General features: G+C 29.4%; 13 protein-coding genes and 1 CRISPR repeat array. Of the genes, 4 read left to right on the top strand and 9 right to left on the bottom strand.

Annotated elements, in window-relative coordinates:
* Positions 1-13: 13 nt before the first annotated feature.
* From QZV12_RS08055 to QZV12_RS08070, 4 genes are all read right to left on the bottom strand, one after another.
* Positions 14-1198 carry a UvrD-helicase domain-containing protein gene (locus tag QZV12_RS08055; protein WP_366925553.1) on the bottom strand — a complete coding sequence of 395 codons (1185 nt, stop codon included), beginning with the start codon at positions 1196-1198 and terminating at the stop codon, positions 14-16.
* Between the two features lie 355 nt (positions 1199-1553).
* Positions 1554-1943, bottom strand: a complete 390-nt coding sequence (locus QZV12_RS08060) for a hypothetical protein (RefSeq protein WP_295619990.1) — start codon at positions 1941-1943, stop codon at positions 1554-1556.
* Positions 1944-1951: 8 nt separating this feature from the next.
* The gene (locus QZV12_RS08065) at positions 1952-2800 is read right to left on the bottom strand and encodes an ion transporter (RefSeq protein ID WP_295619993.1); all 849 of its coding nucleotides are present in this window, start codon (positions 2798-2800) and stop codon (positions 1952-1954) included.
* 12 nt (positions 2801-2812) lie between these two features.
* The gene (locus QZV12_RS08070) at positions 2813-3793 is read right to left on the bottom strand and encodes a zinc ribbon domain-containing protein (RefSeq protein ID WP_295619996.1); all 981 of its coding nucleotides are present in this window, start codon (positions 3791-3793) and stop codon (positions 2813-2815) included.
* Positions 3794-4734: 941 nt separating this feature from the next.
* Here QZV12_RS08070 and QZV12_RS08075 point away from each other — a divergent pair.
* On the top strand, positions 4735-4998 hold the full coding sequence (locus QZV12_RS08075; RefSeq protein WP_295619998.1) for a hypothetical protein: 264 nt from the start codon (positions 4735-4737) through the stop codon (positions 4996-4998).
* A gap of 39 nt (positions 4999-5037) precedes the next feature.
* Here QZV12_RS08075 and QZV12_RS08080 read toward each other — a convergent pair whose 3' ends face one another.
* The 5 genes from QZV12_RS08080 to QZV12_RS08100 form a co-directional block, all read right to left on the bottom strand.
* On the bottom strand, positions 5038-6954 hold the full coding sequence (locus QZV12_RS08080; protein ID WP_295620001.1) for a DUF2075 domain-containing protein: 1917 nt from the start codon (positions 6952-6954) through the stop codon (positions 5038-5040).
* Positions 6955-6958: 4 nt separating this feature from the next.
* On the bottom strand, positions 6959-7264 hold the full coding sequence (locus QZV12_RS08085) for a nucleotide pyrophosphohydrolase (protein ID WP_295620004.1): 306 nt from the start codon (positions 7262-7264) through the stop codon (positions 6959-6961).
* A 124-nt stretch (positions 7265-7388) separates the two neighbouring features.
* Positions 7389-8270: a CRISPR direct-repeat array (repeat unit 33 nt; unit sequence AATCCTTATTTTAGTGGATAACCCTTTGCAATA).
* An 844-nt stretch (positions 8271-9114) separates the two neighbouring features.
* Positions 9115-9429 (bottom strand): nucleotide pyrophosphohydrolase, encoded by a 315-nt coding sequence (locus QZV12_RS08090; RefSeq protein WP_295620008.1) that lies wholly within the window; start codon positions 9427-9429, stop codon positions 9115-9117.
* 248 nt (positions 9430-9677) lie between these two features.
* On the bottom strand, positions 9678-10565 hold the full coding sequence (locus QZV12_RS08095) for a DNA/RNA helicase domain-containing protein (RefSeq protein WP_295620010.1): 888 nt from the start codon (positions 10563-10565) through the stop codon (positions 9678-9680).
* Complete coding sequence (locus QZV12_RS08100) at positions 10513-11286, bottom strand: GIY-YIG nuclease family protein (protein ID WP_295620095.1); 774 nt, start codon at positions 11284-11286, stop codon at positions 10513-10515. The genes QZV12_RS08095 and QZV12_RS08100 overlap by 53 nt, the downstream gene beginning before the upstream one ends.
* Before the next feature lie 501 nt (positions 11287-11787).
* Here QZV12_RS08100 and QZV12_RS08105 point away from each other — a divergent pair.
* The 3 genes from QZV12_RS08105 to QZV12_RS08115 all read left to right on the top strand — a co-directional run bounded on the left by QZV12_RS08105 (position 11788) and on the right by QZV12_RS08115 (position 15620).
* Positions 11788-12882, top strand: coding sequence for a DUF5362 family protein (locus tag QZV12_RS08105; RefSeq protein ID WP_295620013.1), 1095 nt, complete (start codon positions 11788-11790; stop codon positions 12880-12882).
* 12 nt (positions 12883-12894) lie between these two features.
* On the top strand, positions 12895-13242 hold the full coding sequence (locus QZV12_RS08110; RefSeq protein WP_295620098.1) for a GIY-YIG nuclease family protein: 348 nt from the start codon (positions 12895-12897) through the stop codon (positions 13240-13242).
* Between the two features lie 113 nt (positions 13243-13355).
* A complete protein-coding gene (locus tag QZV12_RS08115; RefSeq protein ID WP_295620016.1) occupies positions 13356-15620 on the top strand; it encodes an Ig-like domain repeat protein in 2265 nt (754 codons plus the stop codon).
* Positions 15621-15920: the final 300 nt, after the last annotated feature.

Here is a 15920-nt window from a genome sequence, read left to right on the forward strand (position 1 = left end):
TCTTCAAGATAATTCACATAATAGTCAAAATAATCGCATACGATAGGCAAAAAGAAGTTTTCTGAATTATTTTTCCTTCAAAAGACCTTAAATCATCTGAAGTTAATTTTTTTTCTTTTGCAGATTCAACAAAATTGTTAAAGAAGAAGGTTACTTTCTTTAAATCTTCAAAAAATTGAGTTTTATATAAAATATCTGTCAAATCATCATCAGACATTTTATTTAAACTTACACCACATTTAATTAATTTATCCTTTAAATCTTCTAAATATTCTCTCTCATCCATCAAATAAGAGTTCACAAGAATTAATCTTGCACCCGTATCATCTTCAAGTATAGGAGTGCAATCATCGATAATTTCATCTAATTCATAATTAAATAATGATAATTTATAGTCAATTTGATCAATATACCTCTCTCTTTTTTCTTTACTTTTCAGCCAGTCAAGATTGTTTTTATTATTATACCTAATATCATATTCCGGTAAATAAAAATCAAATTTAAGTTTTTTATCATCATTATATATTTCACCATATTCCTTCATATAATTAAATTCAATTTTATGTAAAGTAAAAAAATTAGCAATTTCAAAATCCTGGACACTGTTTACAACAATTCCTTTAGTTAATGATTCAATTCTACCATCATGATTATCACTAAATTTACGTTTTTCAGCAATAACATTAGGATTATATTTAGGTAACTTATGCATATGTCTAAATGCCATATAAAAATAACGTCTGAATTGTTCATATAAATAAATATCTTCTAAAATACCTTCCCTTATAAAGTTTTGGAAGATATAATATAATTTTCCCCAATTGAAATCCTCTTTAAAAAAACTTTTTCCATAACTGTGAAAGGTGGAAACTCTTACTTTACCATATTCTTCACTTTTGGAAATTGGTATTTTTTGATTTTTTAATCTGCGGCTAAGGTCCTTTACAGACTTATTGGAAAATGATAAACATAAAATTTTAGAGGGGTCTACACCTTTTATTTCTATTAAGTATTTCACTTTTGCAATGAGAGTTCTTGTTTTGCCTGTTCCAGCCCCTGCAATAATTTGGAGACAGTCTTCATCAGTCACTACAGCCTCTCTTTGTTTATCATTTAAATTTAAGGAATCGAAGAAAGATTTATTTGATTTTAGTTCATTTTGAATATAATTATCAGAAATAGTATCACCTTTACATATATAATTATAATTTAATTTTTAAATTATTAAAACGTTTCATTGAAAAAAATCAATTAAGGAAAAATAATTTTTTTATTAATCTATGAAATAAATTTGCTTTCCAAAATTTAAAAAATTTGTATGATTGATTATCCGCAGAATCTAATATAAGAACTTCATTTTATATTTTTACCTTTTTTGAAATAGGAATTTATGTTTATTTTCCTGTTTTAACATTCTCTTAATCTTATTTTCTTTAGGAATATATATTGTTTCGTTGGATATGCTCGTTGTGAATGAATAGTTAAAGGAATCATAAATTCAGATTCAATTACTCAATTGGGAGGTGTCTTTTTCTGATCGGATATTATTATCATTATTTTTCAAAGGAATTTAAGAATGGGATTAGGTAAGTCAATTCTATAGGATTATATGATTCCTTCATGGTTTTGCTGTCATATACCACATCACATATTTCAAAGGATAGGTTTATCTCTTCATTTTCATCCTTTCCAAAGCAGACCCAAGTGTTCAGCTCTACAAAGTAGTTTATTTGGGGCACTAATAACTCGTCTTCCCCTTGGAATGTCATTTTATTGTTTAGTTCGTTGAACTCTTTTACTGTTGTCTTTAGAGTTGATTTTGCGTATAAACTATCTAATTCTATGTAATTGTTTTCATTTAGCCATAATACAAATTGGAATGTTATGTCGTCTAATTCCAGTATTTCTTTAGTATCTAAGTTTTTAGCTATTGCAACTTGCATGCTACCACCTATTTCTCTTTAATTATTTTCTTTAATTCCTGTATTTCCTCTTTCAATTCATTTGTAGTTCTATTGGATTCTTCAACTTGCTTATTCATTTTTTCAAGCTGAATTTCATTGAAATTCATCTTTTGATTTAATATATGCAGGTTTTCCCTTAACTCTACATTCTCCTCTTTTAAAAGTTTATCAGTAAAGATAGAAGATATTGCTCCTGTAATTGTACTGAAAACAAAGACTCCTGTAATAATCAGCAATAGTGCAAGCAATCGTGAACTGAAATTTGTGATTGTGATATCTCCATATCCTACTGTTGTTAATGTAACAATTACAAACCATTGGCTTCTTAATGGATCATGATGCATTTCAGCTGAAAAGAGATATAATAATATGGTAAATATTATAATAACGATTGCAACTGCAGATAAGATCTTATCCAAATAGGAATTTTTAAGAAATCTGCCGGCACTTGTAGAATATTTTCTGATTAAGACAGCCACTCTAACAAAACGGAATATTCTTAGGAATCTCAATACTGTTAAGCTGCCAAACAATTCGAAATGTTTTGTAAATCCTAAGCCCATGAATATAACTGCAAATATTATATCAAAAGGAATTGATGCTATCAAATCAATTATATGATGCCTTGTATACTCTTTTTTATTGGCAGCTTTAGAACAATTTACACCAAATTCTATAAGCATCAATATACAAACGATAAAGTCAAAAATGATTATTCTGATATTGTTTTCCAAGTTAATATTGAAAAATGCAAAAATCAGCAAAAAAATATCTATAATGATTAATATGTCCAATGTAAAAGTGATTAATTCCTTTTGTCTTTTAGATAAATTCATTAAATTACTTCCTCATTTAATTTTAGCTATTTGACCTAAAATAATAAACCGTATAATATTTCCTTCCAAAGTTAAGGTGCGCTCTCTTCCATCTATTGCAAAAGAAAGTGTGTGACGATCTGTTCCACTGAAATAAATCACATCCTTATTATTTTCACTTATAATTGATATTCCATCCTTAAATACATTAATTGATAATATTTTGATTAAGTCAATGCTTGTGGTACTATTTCCACCTACAAAAATCACTCGCCTATTTGTAATTATAAATGTTCCTGAATCAATTTCCATTAAATTCTTTGGAGATGCACTTGCAGTCTTTCCTACACCTGACTTTAATGTAACACCTTTTGAAAGCTTAAATGAAGTTTCATAAATTGCATTTTTAGGCATTTCAGCTTCGCATAATTTAATGTTTGGAAGAGATACATATGCCACTTCATTATCCCTTAAATCTGTTGGAGAGTTAACAGTGCTTAAATTGATTTCTCCTTTAGACAAGCTTTGTGTAATGATTTCAATGTCTCGCTTCATTTCCAGTTGGAATAATTGTTCTCGCAAGGATTCTATTTCATCATTTTGCTTTTCTTGATCTTTAAGGGATAATCCTCCATTAACTATATGTTCCAAATCATCTATTTTGAATTGGCGTCCCCTATAGAGTTTCCACATATGATTGTTTCTATCCAGTATATCGACAATCTTAAATGAATTACCGCTCTTTTCAAGAGTGAGTCCACAGTTAGTGCAGAAATATACTGCCTTTTCTGAGAGCAATGCGCTTTTTTTAAGATGGATTAATGAGTTTTGCCTACAGTTTAAGTAAGATGATTTTCCGCTTATATTGAATGTGTTATATTTTTTAGGGATTTCCAAAGGAGCATTTGCATCTAGAGGGGAATGGTCATATTCATCAAATGGAAGACCACAATCAGAACAGAAATTGGCGTCATCTAAATTTTCGCATCCACACTCAGTACAGTATTTAGTCAATGTATCACCGAAGATAATATAATTAAATTTTCTTATTTTATTTTTTAAATTTTGATTGAATGATATGTTTTTCTTTTTTAAAAAAGTTTACTTAATTATCCTTATTTTAATAGACTACCTTTTGCAACTGGGAAATGACGGCAACATGAGATATGTAGTATATTTGCCACAATCCTTATTTTAATAGACTACCTTTTGTTACAGTATAAAATATTTCCTTTAAATGACTACATTTTAAAGTGTATTGCTTCTTTTGAGGTATGCTTGTGCAAATATAAAAATATGCTATGTATTTATATATATCTGCACAATTTAAATAAATACTTTTCTAAAACAATAGAAATATAAAAATCTTTATTTTAATCATTAAGAAAAGAATAATGACAATTACTTAGAAATAAAATTAAATAACTTATCTCATTAATTTAAAAGCACAATTATCACATTTTAAAAATTTAAAAAAATCTGTAAAAAAATAACATAAAATGAAAAAATATAGAGGTTTGCACAAAATCATAAAAATCAAAAGTCTTTAAAAATTTTTAAAAAAGACTATAACAAATATATCATAAGTGATTTTAAATATTATTTTAAAAAAAAACTCTTAAACTAATTTTTAATGAATTAATACTCTAAATTACAGTAAATTCATTAAATAAAAAGAATTGAAATCAAATTTTTTTAAAAAAATTAATAAATTAAAATATTCAATAATTATAAAAAGGAAGTGTCTATTGTTGAAAGTTATATGTCTCTAATCAGCAAAAAAGATTTTAAAATAAGAATCAAATCAATTCAAGATAATGAAAAACCAAAACAAGTTATTAAAGCAAACATTTCACCTATAAAATCTGAAATATAAGACATAATCATTTGCCCTAAAAACAAAAAAACAGTTAAAAGTTATTAAAAAAGGATTATCCGACTTTAACAGAGTAGAATTGACATATATTCTCAATATAGATTCAGAACTCAATTTTGAAAAGGAAAAACCATTGAAAAATAAAATAGCAAATACTCTAAACAAAGACAATTATGAGATATCTGAACTTAAAAACATTTCTGTAGATGAAATGAAAGAAAAATATGAGTATACTATGAAAAAAATTGATGATAAAAAAGTATTGAAAACAAATAAAAAAAAAAAAAAAAAAAATTTTATAGTTCTCCTAATTCTAGATACTACTACTTATATTGATATATAACAAAAGTTCGAAAAGCACATTATAATTGAAAAAATTTGATTACAAACTAATAGTAATATTATCCACTGAAACATTATGTTGTAATTTACTTACCCTCTCTTTAAAATAGTTCTCTAAATTTGGATCTTCGCAATAGATATAACAACCTTTCATTCCACGAGTCATTAAAGTCCTATATGTATTTTTTATAATTTCATCAGCTAATTCTAAAGCTTCTTCAGGATTTTGCTTATATCTTGTTTTAATTCCTTTAAGAGACTGGTCTGTCTTTGCCCTTTCATTGAAATCTGTCACGATTTGTCCATTTTCATATCTAATGTCAAATCCTAAAATTACTCCCACGTAATCAAATTCAAGTCCTTGAGAAGTATGAATGCAACCTATCTCATTTACAGAATCTTCATCTATTGCCCAAGTACTGCTGTTTCCAAGATTCCAACTCATTGAAAAGTCACCTATTTCAATATCATGAACATCAGTATTGTTTTTTCCTTCCTTAATCCAATTCCAACAGTATCCTGCAAGCAACCTAGCACTATTATTGATTTCATTCTTTTCAAAAATCAAATCTCTTAATTCTTTAGGACTATCCACAACTCTAAAATCATAATTAAAGTCAAATCCATCATAATTGGCAGTTTCTTCAATTTCCAATACCTCATTTAACCAAGACAGATATCCATCTGAACCATTGCATCTGAATTGAGATTCCAATTTAATGTGCTCAATTTCAGCACCTACATCATTGGCACATTTTTCTATTTCATCAATGCTACCAAAATCTTTTAAAGTAACTCTTTGATGCTTGTCAATAAAAAATATGGATGCTTTTGCAGCATTTATAATCTCTTTTACTTGATTTTCTCCTAAATTTCCAAATAAACCTGATTTTTCATTTAAACGATGTGCTTCATCTACAATCAATGCATCAAATTGATTTGTTTCAGATTCAGTGAATGATCCTGAACCTTTAAATAAGTTTTTTATAAAGCTTTGCTTGAAATGACCTCTAAGTCTTTCATAAAACACTTCACGAGGAGCACTATTCTTTGTTACATATAATGCAATCATATTCTGTTCTTTAGACAATATGTTCACTAAAAGATTAATTGCAACAACTGATTTTCCGGTTCCAGGCCCTCCTTCAACAATTAAAACCCTTTTCTTATCATCCAAGTAAGATTTTCTAACTATCTCAAGAGCCATTTCATAAGCTACTTTCTGTTCATCAATCATTACGAAATAATCATTACCTTCAAGCATAGCAGATAAAGTATCTTGCAATTTCTTAGAGGGTCTAATTCTACCGCTATCAACCCTATAAAGAATATTGGTTGAATCACCAGATTTGACATATTTTTTTATGAATTCCCTAAGTTTCAGTGCATCTCTTTTACCATATAATGGTACCTTAGCAGTATATTCCCCATAAATGTTATCTTTAAGAGGGTCATTAAATGGATCAAAATCATAGTTATGCAAGTAAGCGCAAGGATACAAACCAATTGAATCATCTTCTACTGTTTCATTGAAATTTTTCAATAATGCTGCATAAGACCATGCTTGATAAGATGGGTGTGGTGTTTCTCTTAAGCCTCCTCCCAAATAGGTTGATACAAGACCATCTTTTCCTTCGACTTTATATGCTCTTGACCCTTGTTTTAGTTCAATAATTACAATAGAATCTTCATTGTTTTCATTCAGGCCTGTTAAGGTGAAATCTATTCTTTTTGAAGTAGTTGGTATGGTAAATTCAATAGCTACTCCAGCATCATCAGGTATTTCATTATCTGATAAAACTTTATACATGAATTCCATAGAATTTGTCCAGGAATCAATCTGAGATTGAGGTGATTTTCCTATCTTTTCCTGATATGCTGCATATATTTCATCTTTAATTGATCCCATTAAAACAGAGTCTAAAAATTCACCTTTTGTAGCTTCATATACTAACATAAATTCACCTATAATTTATCATATTTTGTGGAAATTCCCTTAGCTTTTTCAATGGATATTTTTTAGCAGTTTTTTCCATCTTATTTAAAACTATTTCTTTAACATTAACATCTAATTCATCAGCCATTAAAAAACAGTAATCGATTACATCTGCTAATTCATCTACAACTTCCTCTTTGTTGTATTCTTTGTTCCCTTGAAAATATTCGAGAATTTTTGCTGCTTCTATAGAAATGGATTTGGCTAAGTTTTCTGGATTGTGGAATTGTTTCCAATAGCTTTCAGTTTGAAATTTGATTATTTCTTGCATTAATTCTTCCTAGTAATATCCATTCTTACTATGTAAATATATTAAAATTAGATTTTTTAGATGTTTCTAAATTATTGTTGTTTTTGTCTATTCTCGATAAAAATCGGAAATAGAATATTAGTATTATCCTTATTTTAGTGGATTTTAATTGCAATATTCGGAAACGAAACAGGCAAATGCAAGTAGATTGTATCGTAATCCTTATTTTAGTGGATAACCCTTTGCAATAGAAGAAGTAAAAGGCAGTTATACAACTGTTAGAGAGTCGCAATCCTTATTTTAGTGGATAACCCTTTGCAATAAGAAACTGAACCAATAACAAAAGAAATATACACGTCGCAATCCTTATTTTAGTGGATAACCATAACCCTTTGCAATATAACAATCATCATCAACGTTTACTTCCACCTGAGTCGCAATCCTTATTTTAGTGGATAACCCTTTGCAATAAAGAACATATTACATAGAGCAAAAAGGGAATAATGTCGCAATCCTTATTTTAGTGGATAACCCTTTGCAATAAGAAACTGAACCAATAACAAAAGAAATATACACGTCGCAATCCTTATTTTAGTGGATAACCAAATGATGGATGTCATAATTTCAATGTCGCAATCCTTATTTTAGTGGATAACCCTTTGCAATATGATATAATATGGTTTTGAAATTTAAGAACCGTAGTCGCAATCCTTATTTTAGTGGATAACCCTTTGCAATATTATACTCTCAATCAAACCAAAATATGTTGAAAAGTCGCAATCCTTATTTTAGTGGATAACCCTTTGCAATCTGAAAGAGAATTTCAAGATGATTGAAAAAGAATTGTCGCAATCCTTATTTTAGTGGATAACCCTTTGCAATAAAAGGAGGCAAAAAAAATGATAATAAACATAAACAGTCACAATCCTTATTTTAGTGGATAACCCTTTGCAATAATGACAAGAGTAATGATAAAAAATCCTGTAAACGTCGCAATCCTTATTTTAGTGGATAACCCTTTGCAATAGCACCCAAATTTTTCTCTAAAAACAAAAATACTGGATAATATTGCAGGAATTTTAAGACCTAATTTGCAAACATAAAAATTAGGCATATATTTAAATATATTTGCAGAATTAAAATAAATACTTTACTGATAAAATAAAAAATTAAAAACATTATAATAGTTATTTTAATTAATTTTATATAAAATAAATAAAAAATAACAAAAAATAATGTTTAAATACAAAATAATAATTTTATAACAATTTTAAAAAATGAAAAATTTTATAAAAAATATAAAAAATTTTAAAAAAATAGGAGGTTTGCAAAATTCTAAAAAAAAATAAAATTAAATAAAATATAATTAAATCACAATATTCTAAATAATTATTACCAATATCTTGAAAAACCAACATATTAAGATTTATTAGTTAAAAACTTAGCCATAAGTCTTCTTTTATACATAATAATGCCAAAATAAGACATTGATTTCTATTAAATTCAACCTTGTTATTCAGCTTATCCCAAATCTTTGCAATTGCCATACTGTGCTAACTTTTCATCTTATATTATCTGCTAAAAACTATTTTAAAGTTATGTGATAACAATATTTTTTTTGTCTTCCTTAAAACAATTGAGATAAAATCTATTTTTTTGAAGTGGAATGGAAAATTCAAGAACTACTCACATACCTTAAAATCCCATTTTAGGCATACATAATGAATTAATTCCATTGATAAGTCTAGAAATCAATCTAAGTTTGAAGTGATTCCTCAATTTTATCGTATAAACACATATATTTCTTCAGGTATGGTTACATTTAAACATAATCCAAAATTTCACGTTTTTGATACTAACATAAAATCCAATTATAATTTATCATATTTTGTGGAAATTCCTTTTGCTTTTTCAATAGGATACTTTTTAGCTGTTTTTTCCATCTTATTTAAAACTATTTCTTTAACATTAACATCTAATGCATCAGCCATTAAAAAACAGTAATTTAAAACATCAGCCAATTCATCTACAACTTCCTCTTTGTTGTATTCATTATTCCATTGGAAGTGTTCTAATAATTCCGCAGCTTCAATAGAAATCGATTTTGCTAAGTTTTCTGGAGTATGAAATTGTTCCCAATCCCTCTCTGTTTGAAATTTGATTAATTCCTGCATTAATTCTTCCATTTTAATTCTCCTTAAAAATATTAAATTTTTTCAGAACTTTTAAAATCCTTGATAAGATATTATCCTTTGTTATTAATATTTATTCTTAATTTTATTGATAATTTCCATATCTTTTCTAAATGTTTCTTAAAATACTTTCAATTTATTTCAATTCCAAAAAATCACCATATTCATTGTCCGAGATATCATATTACACAATTTCCAGAACATCTTCATATACTTTCTAAAACCTTCATTTTCCCAAAAACCTACACGAATACCATCGATATCTCTTTAAGAAGAACATAATACTGATTTAAGATGTAGAGTGTAAACTCATACTGGTTGTCAGGTATTTCCATCTCTTCAATCGAGAATTTATTATTAGTGTTGTTGTGAGTATCGGGTACTGCTTCAAGCTTACCCTCATCGTTTACCTTGATATCTGGACCAATCATGACACCAACCTTATTAAGGTCTATTCCCTGTACCGCAAATATGGAACCTATTTGATCTTCTGCATCATCATCTTTTATGTTTATCCAGTTCTCTTGAGTAGAGTTCCATCTCCTGTCAAATCCATCTTCGTGGAAATGTGTAATTGATGGATCTCTGCCGTGAGCGATAGCCCATATATCAACTGTATCGCAACAGAACATTCCTGATAAGACTCTATTGATATGCTCTGGATTAAAATTCCTATCGTCTTCTATCCAGTCAAATAACTGGCGCATTGGCTTACCATTAACATACCCAAAATATGCATCCAAATCATTATCTCTGAAAACATCACGATTAAATAAAGGATCATAATTGGTTAGTGCAGAACTTAAAAGTCCTGTATCCTTATACAAAAGGTATTTGATACCATTAACATAATCATCGGAAGTATATGACTTTCCCTTCGGCGCTTGTATTCTGAATTGTGTTTTCAAGAATCTCTTCTCATAATTCTTTGTTAAGTCTTTAAACATCTCCCTTGTAACATTTGCGGGCCGTATTGCTTGAAGCACATCATACATAAGGATGACTTGTGTTCCAAGTTTTTTGATTATCTCAAGGTGTGATTCGCAATTTTCGTTTCCAGGTATCTTATATACGGCATTAAATGAAGGGGTGTTGCTTACCATATTTACGTGATAACTTATGTGACTCATCTACAATTATGACATCATACTTTTCATCATTGTTAATGAGCTTTGATGATGTAAGGACATTAAGGGAACTGCTGTTCATCCCATATATCCGGAATATCTCCTCAGCAGTCTTTTCCCAGTTTGGCTGAACCACAACAGCTATCCGTGTTTGAGGTCGTTCTATGAGCATATTTGCGACAAGATGAGTCAAAAGGACAGTTTTACCAGTTCCAGCATCCCCATTGATGACAAAGTTTGTGGTAGGATTATTTATTATTTCATTAATGAGTAGGCCCTGTTCAGGAGTCAAAATTTTAATTGGACTATATTTTACAAGTGCTTGGGCTCTAAGTTCATCAAGAGTTGGAGTTTTAACCCAACCTTCATTATACAAAACCTCTTCCCAGAACGGCAATATTACTTCAGAAGCAACTTTTTCTTTGTCTGCATAATCGTTGACACTGTTACCTCCAGTCATGTTCGTAACTTCAGCTGTATCAAATTCGATTGTGACTCTTCTTGATTTTGGATTATCTGCTTTAAAGTAAGTGATCAACTGACTTTCTACATCATCTAATGCTGAACGGTTAAAGTATTGTGAAAATACTACTAAGACCTTATTAAAGCCTCCTGTGTTGAACTTTTCTTCATTTCCATTATAATGCTGCTTGTGACGTTCCGTAAAATGAGCTGTCTGACCAATATATATATCTTCTGTGTCTTTGTCCCTCGGTAGATATATATTGCATTCTGTGTCGAAAGGGCATTTCTTTCCACATCACGAAGATTTTCAACACCTATTAAATCTTTTCCATTTATATTCAAACGTACTACACTATATCTTGCCATTGATATTGCCTCACTATTTGCAAATGTTATCCCTATGCATAATCTGATATATTATACAATTGATATTTCAACATCAATCACATTTTTTCATTGTCTTATTTCCAATCTGTAGACAATTTTAGTAAAAAAAGAAATAGGATTATGCTCTTTTCCACTTGTAGGAATCCGCTCTATCTACATTTATTTCAATTCCCTTTAACATTTTGGTTTACTATATTAAACTATATATAAAAAACTATTAAAATTTTTTGAAAATTGAATAATAATAATAAAATAAAATGGAATGAATAGAAAGCATTAAATAAAATTGAAAATGAAAATATAATTTACAAAAAAAATTAATTTTAAATTAAAAATTAATAAAAAAACATACCAAATAAAGGAGAAAAAACATATGGAATTGAAAGAAAATCTTGGTTTAATTTTAATCATTTTAGGTTTACTGATTTGTCTAACAATGGTTGGTGCATGGATAGGAGTACCAATTGCAGCAATAGGAGTATACCTATTAAACAAGAAAGTCAAGCAACAAGAAGAGAGTGTATCTGAAGAGCTTCAAGCAAAGAAAGATGAAATAGAAAATATTGATGCAAAGCTCAAGCAAATGGAAAAAGACAAGGAAAAAGAGATTAATCAAAAATTAGCAGCCAAACAAAAAGAACTTGATGGCATTGATGAAACTTACAAAAGACTTGAAAAGTCTAAAAACAGTGAACTTGATTTGAAACTCAAAGACAAAAGAGATGAAATCAATAAGTTAGATCAAGAACTTAAGTCACTTCAAGAAGAGTTAGACCTTGCTAAAGATGAATCTGAAATGCAAGTATACGGATTATATGAACCTAAATATAATTTTGTTGATTCCATCTCATATAAAGAAAGATTGGATGCAGTCAGAAAACAACAAAAACAAATGATTAAGGATAAAACTGCAGCTGTCGGAGCGACAGACTGGACAATTGATGGAAGCAAATCAAAAGGAAAAGCATTCATAAATGCAAACATTAAACAGATTCTACGAAGTTTCAACAACGAAACTGAAGTAATAATCAACAAGGTGAAACATTCTAATTTGGAAAGCAGTGAAAAGAGAATCCAAAAATCATTCAACACATTGAATAATCTATACTCTAGAGAAAAAGTACATATCACTCAAGGATATTTAAACTTGAAATTAGATGAAATGTACCTTGCTTATGAATACGAAGTTAAAAAACAAGAAGAAAAAGAAATTCTTGCAGAGGCTAGGGAAAGAGAAAGAGAAGAGAAAAAACTACAGAAAAAACTTGAAAAAGAAAAGAACAAATTTAATAAAGAGAATGATAGAATCAATGATGAACTTGAGAAAGCAAAAGAAAAAATGCAAGCTGCTAATGATAAAGAGAAAGCAAAACTTGAAGCAGAAATAGCAAAATTCAAGGCTGCACTTGAAAAGAACAATGAGGAAATTGAAAAAATTGATGAATGGAGAGAAACACCTGGAGCATGATATGTATATATCATTTCAAACATTGGTAGTTTTGGAGAAGAAGTTTTCAAGATTGGTGTTACACGGCGTGATGATCCTGAAGAAAGAATCAGAGAACTAAGCAATGCATCAGTACCTTTCAAATATGATTCACATGTATTCATATTCAGCAAGGATGCATATACTCTAGAATCAAACCTGCATGAAAGATTTGATAAAAAGCGTGTTAATAAAATAAATCGTAGAAAAGAATTCTTTAACATAACTATTGATGATGTCAAGAAGATTGTTGAAGAGAATAAGGCAAGTGTTCATATTTTCGTTGAAAAACCTGAAGCTGAAGAATACTATGACAGCCTTAAATTAGCTGAAATGCAGTAGTCAAATTATTTTGACTACTAAAACTTTTTTTATAACTTTTTTTATTAATAGATCTAGATGGAACTCCAACATACTAACATATTGAAAACGGTCAGGTTGAATACTTCAATCAATTGGAAGAAGGCAGTTACAATGCACTTGTAGCATATTTAGGTGATGACAGATTCAATGCAAACAGCACAAACTTTAGCTTTGACATTAAGGACCGTGAATTGAAAAACACTTCAATAAGCGCTGAAGCAATTGTAAATGGAAACTATGTTGAAGTCACTGCAGAAGTGGATGAAGATGCTGAAGGATACATTGCATTTACCATCAATGGAACCACCTACAATATTGAACTATACTTTGGAAAGGCTGTATTCAACGGCTATTTCCCAGAAGGCAATTATGAAATGGAGGTTGAATATTTAGGTGATGAATGGTTTAACGGCAATTCAACTGCTGTCAATTTCACAATCAACAAAGCTGAACTTGAAAACACAACCATTGATATCATAAGCAACATCACTGATGATGAACTTGAATTGATCCTGCATCTTAACAGCAGAACAAATGGCTTTGTATCAATAGAGATTGATGATGATATAGATTATGTGAAGGTAAACAACGGTTTAGCTACATACAAAACAAGATTGGCATATGGAAACTATACTGCAATCGTTAAATACTTAGGTGACGATAAATTCAACCCAGCTGAAGCAAAGATAGATGTAAGCATTCCAGATATAGTCTTGAAAGACCCTGAATTTGAGCTTCTTACAGAAGTTTCAGACAACATTTTGAAAGTCAATTTCAACATCAACCCTGAAGCAACTGGATTTATCCAATTGCACATCAATAATACTGTGGTTAACATTGGAATATCTGATGATCCGGATTTTGTTGGATATTATGCATATTTACCTAATGGAACCTACAATATAACTGCTATCTATTCAGGTGACAAGTATTTCAATTACACCACTAAAGAGAAAATCGTTGAAATAGTCCCTACTGAAAACACTACTGTATCTGCAAGTGCATCTGTAGATGGAAATATCGTAACAGTCACTGCAGAACTAGGTTCTAAAGCAACTGGATTTGTTGAGTTTGAAATCGCTGGCAAAAAATACTATGCTCCAATAATCGACTCTAAGGCAAGTTTCACCAACACTTTTGATGCTGGAGTCTATTTAGTCAAAGTCACATACCTTGGAGATGAAAGATTCAATACTGCAAACACCAGCTGTAATTTCATCATAACCGAAGATATTCCTGAATTGAAAAACACAACAATTGAAGCAGAGATTGATGTAGATGGAAATGATGTAACCATTACTGCTAAAGTAAATGAAACTGCAAACGGATTGATTGCATTTGACATTGATGGAGAAATAATTTATCTTCCAGTAAACAATGGAGAAGCAGTTGGATGCTTTGTATTGCCAATTGGAAGCTATAATGTAAAAATAACCTATATGGGTGACAGCCAATTCAATTCCGCTAAATTAAACAAGGAATTTGAAGTGACTGAAAACACCAAGGTTGAACCCATTATGGAATTTGTATTCAACAAGAATGCAACAGGAAATATCACAACAACTGTCAATGGAGTAAACTACACTGCTGAGATTATTGATGGAGTGGCTAAAATGACAATCAGCAACTTAAATGTCAGCGGCGATGAAATCAAGTTCAATTTCAATGATGTAAACATCAATGAGCTTATTAAGGTTCTTGTTGATGGCGTTGAATATGAAGTTCCTCTTACAAATGGAACTGCAAGCATTGAAACAAAGAGAACAGCTACAGTTATAGAGTATGAGGATATGGTTACAAAAACCATTGATACAAAGATAGATGGAAGAAATGGAGAATACTTCTATTTCACCCTTAAGGATGCAAATGGAAAGCCTATGGCAAACACTCCTATGCAAATAGGGTTCAATGGTGTAATCTATGATGAGGAAGACGGCATAGTCACTGATGAAAACGGAACTGCAAGACTCCAAATCAATCTCGGTTATAAAGGGGTTTACACATTTGCAATCTGTTACTTAGGTGATGAAAAATACAATGCAAGCTTTGCTGTAGCTAAGATTACTGTAAATGTTCAGACTCCTACTTTAACTGTTCCAAACAAATCCTATAAGGTAGCTGCCAAGATTAAAACCCTTACTGCTACATTAAAGGATTCCTATGGAAAATTGATTCCGAATAAGATTGTTACCTTTACAGTAAACGGCAAAACCTATAAGGCAACTACCAATGCTAAGGGATTAGCTAGCGTTAAAGTAAGCTTGTCTGCTAAAAAGATATACAGTTTCACTGTAAAATATGCTGGAGACAGTACATATTCTGCAGTTAAAAAGATAGCTAAAGTTGTTATAAAATAAAATTTAGACTTTTATAAGTCTTTATTTTATTTTTTTTATTTTTTTATTTTTTTGAGTTTGTAAAAAAGTTTAGACTTAAAATCATAATACTAATTTTTACTTATAAAGAAATCTAATAAAATCAAAATACTAATTTTTACATATAAAAAAGTCTAATAAAATCATAATACTAATTTTTACTTATTAAGAAGTCTAATAAAATCAAAATAAGCTATAAAAAGTACATCATCTTATTTTAACAAAAAGTCCCATTTTAATTTCAATAATTTTCATTTAAAGTTTTATTGCAATTATTTTAAA

This window comes from uncultured Methanobrevibacter sp. (genome assembly GCF_902769175.1).
Lineage (GTDB): Archaea > Methanobacteriota > Methanobacteria > Methanobacteriales > Methanobacteriaceae > Methanobrevibacter.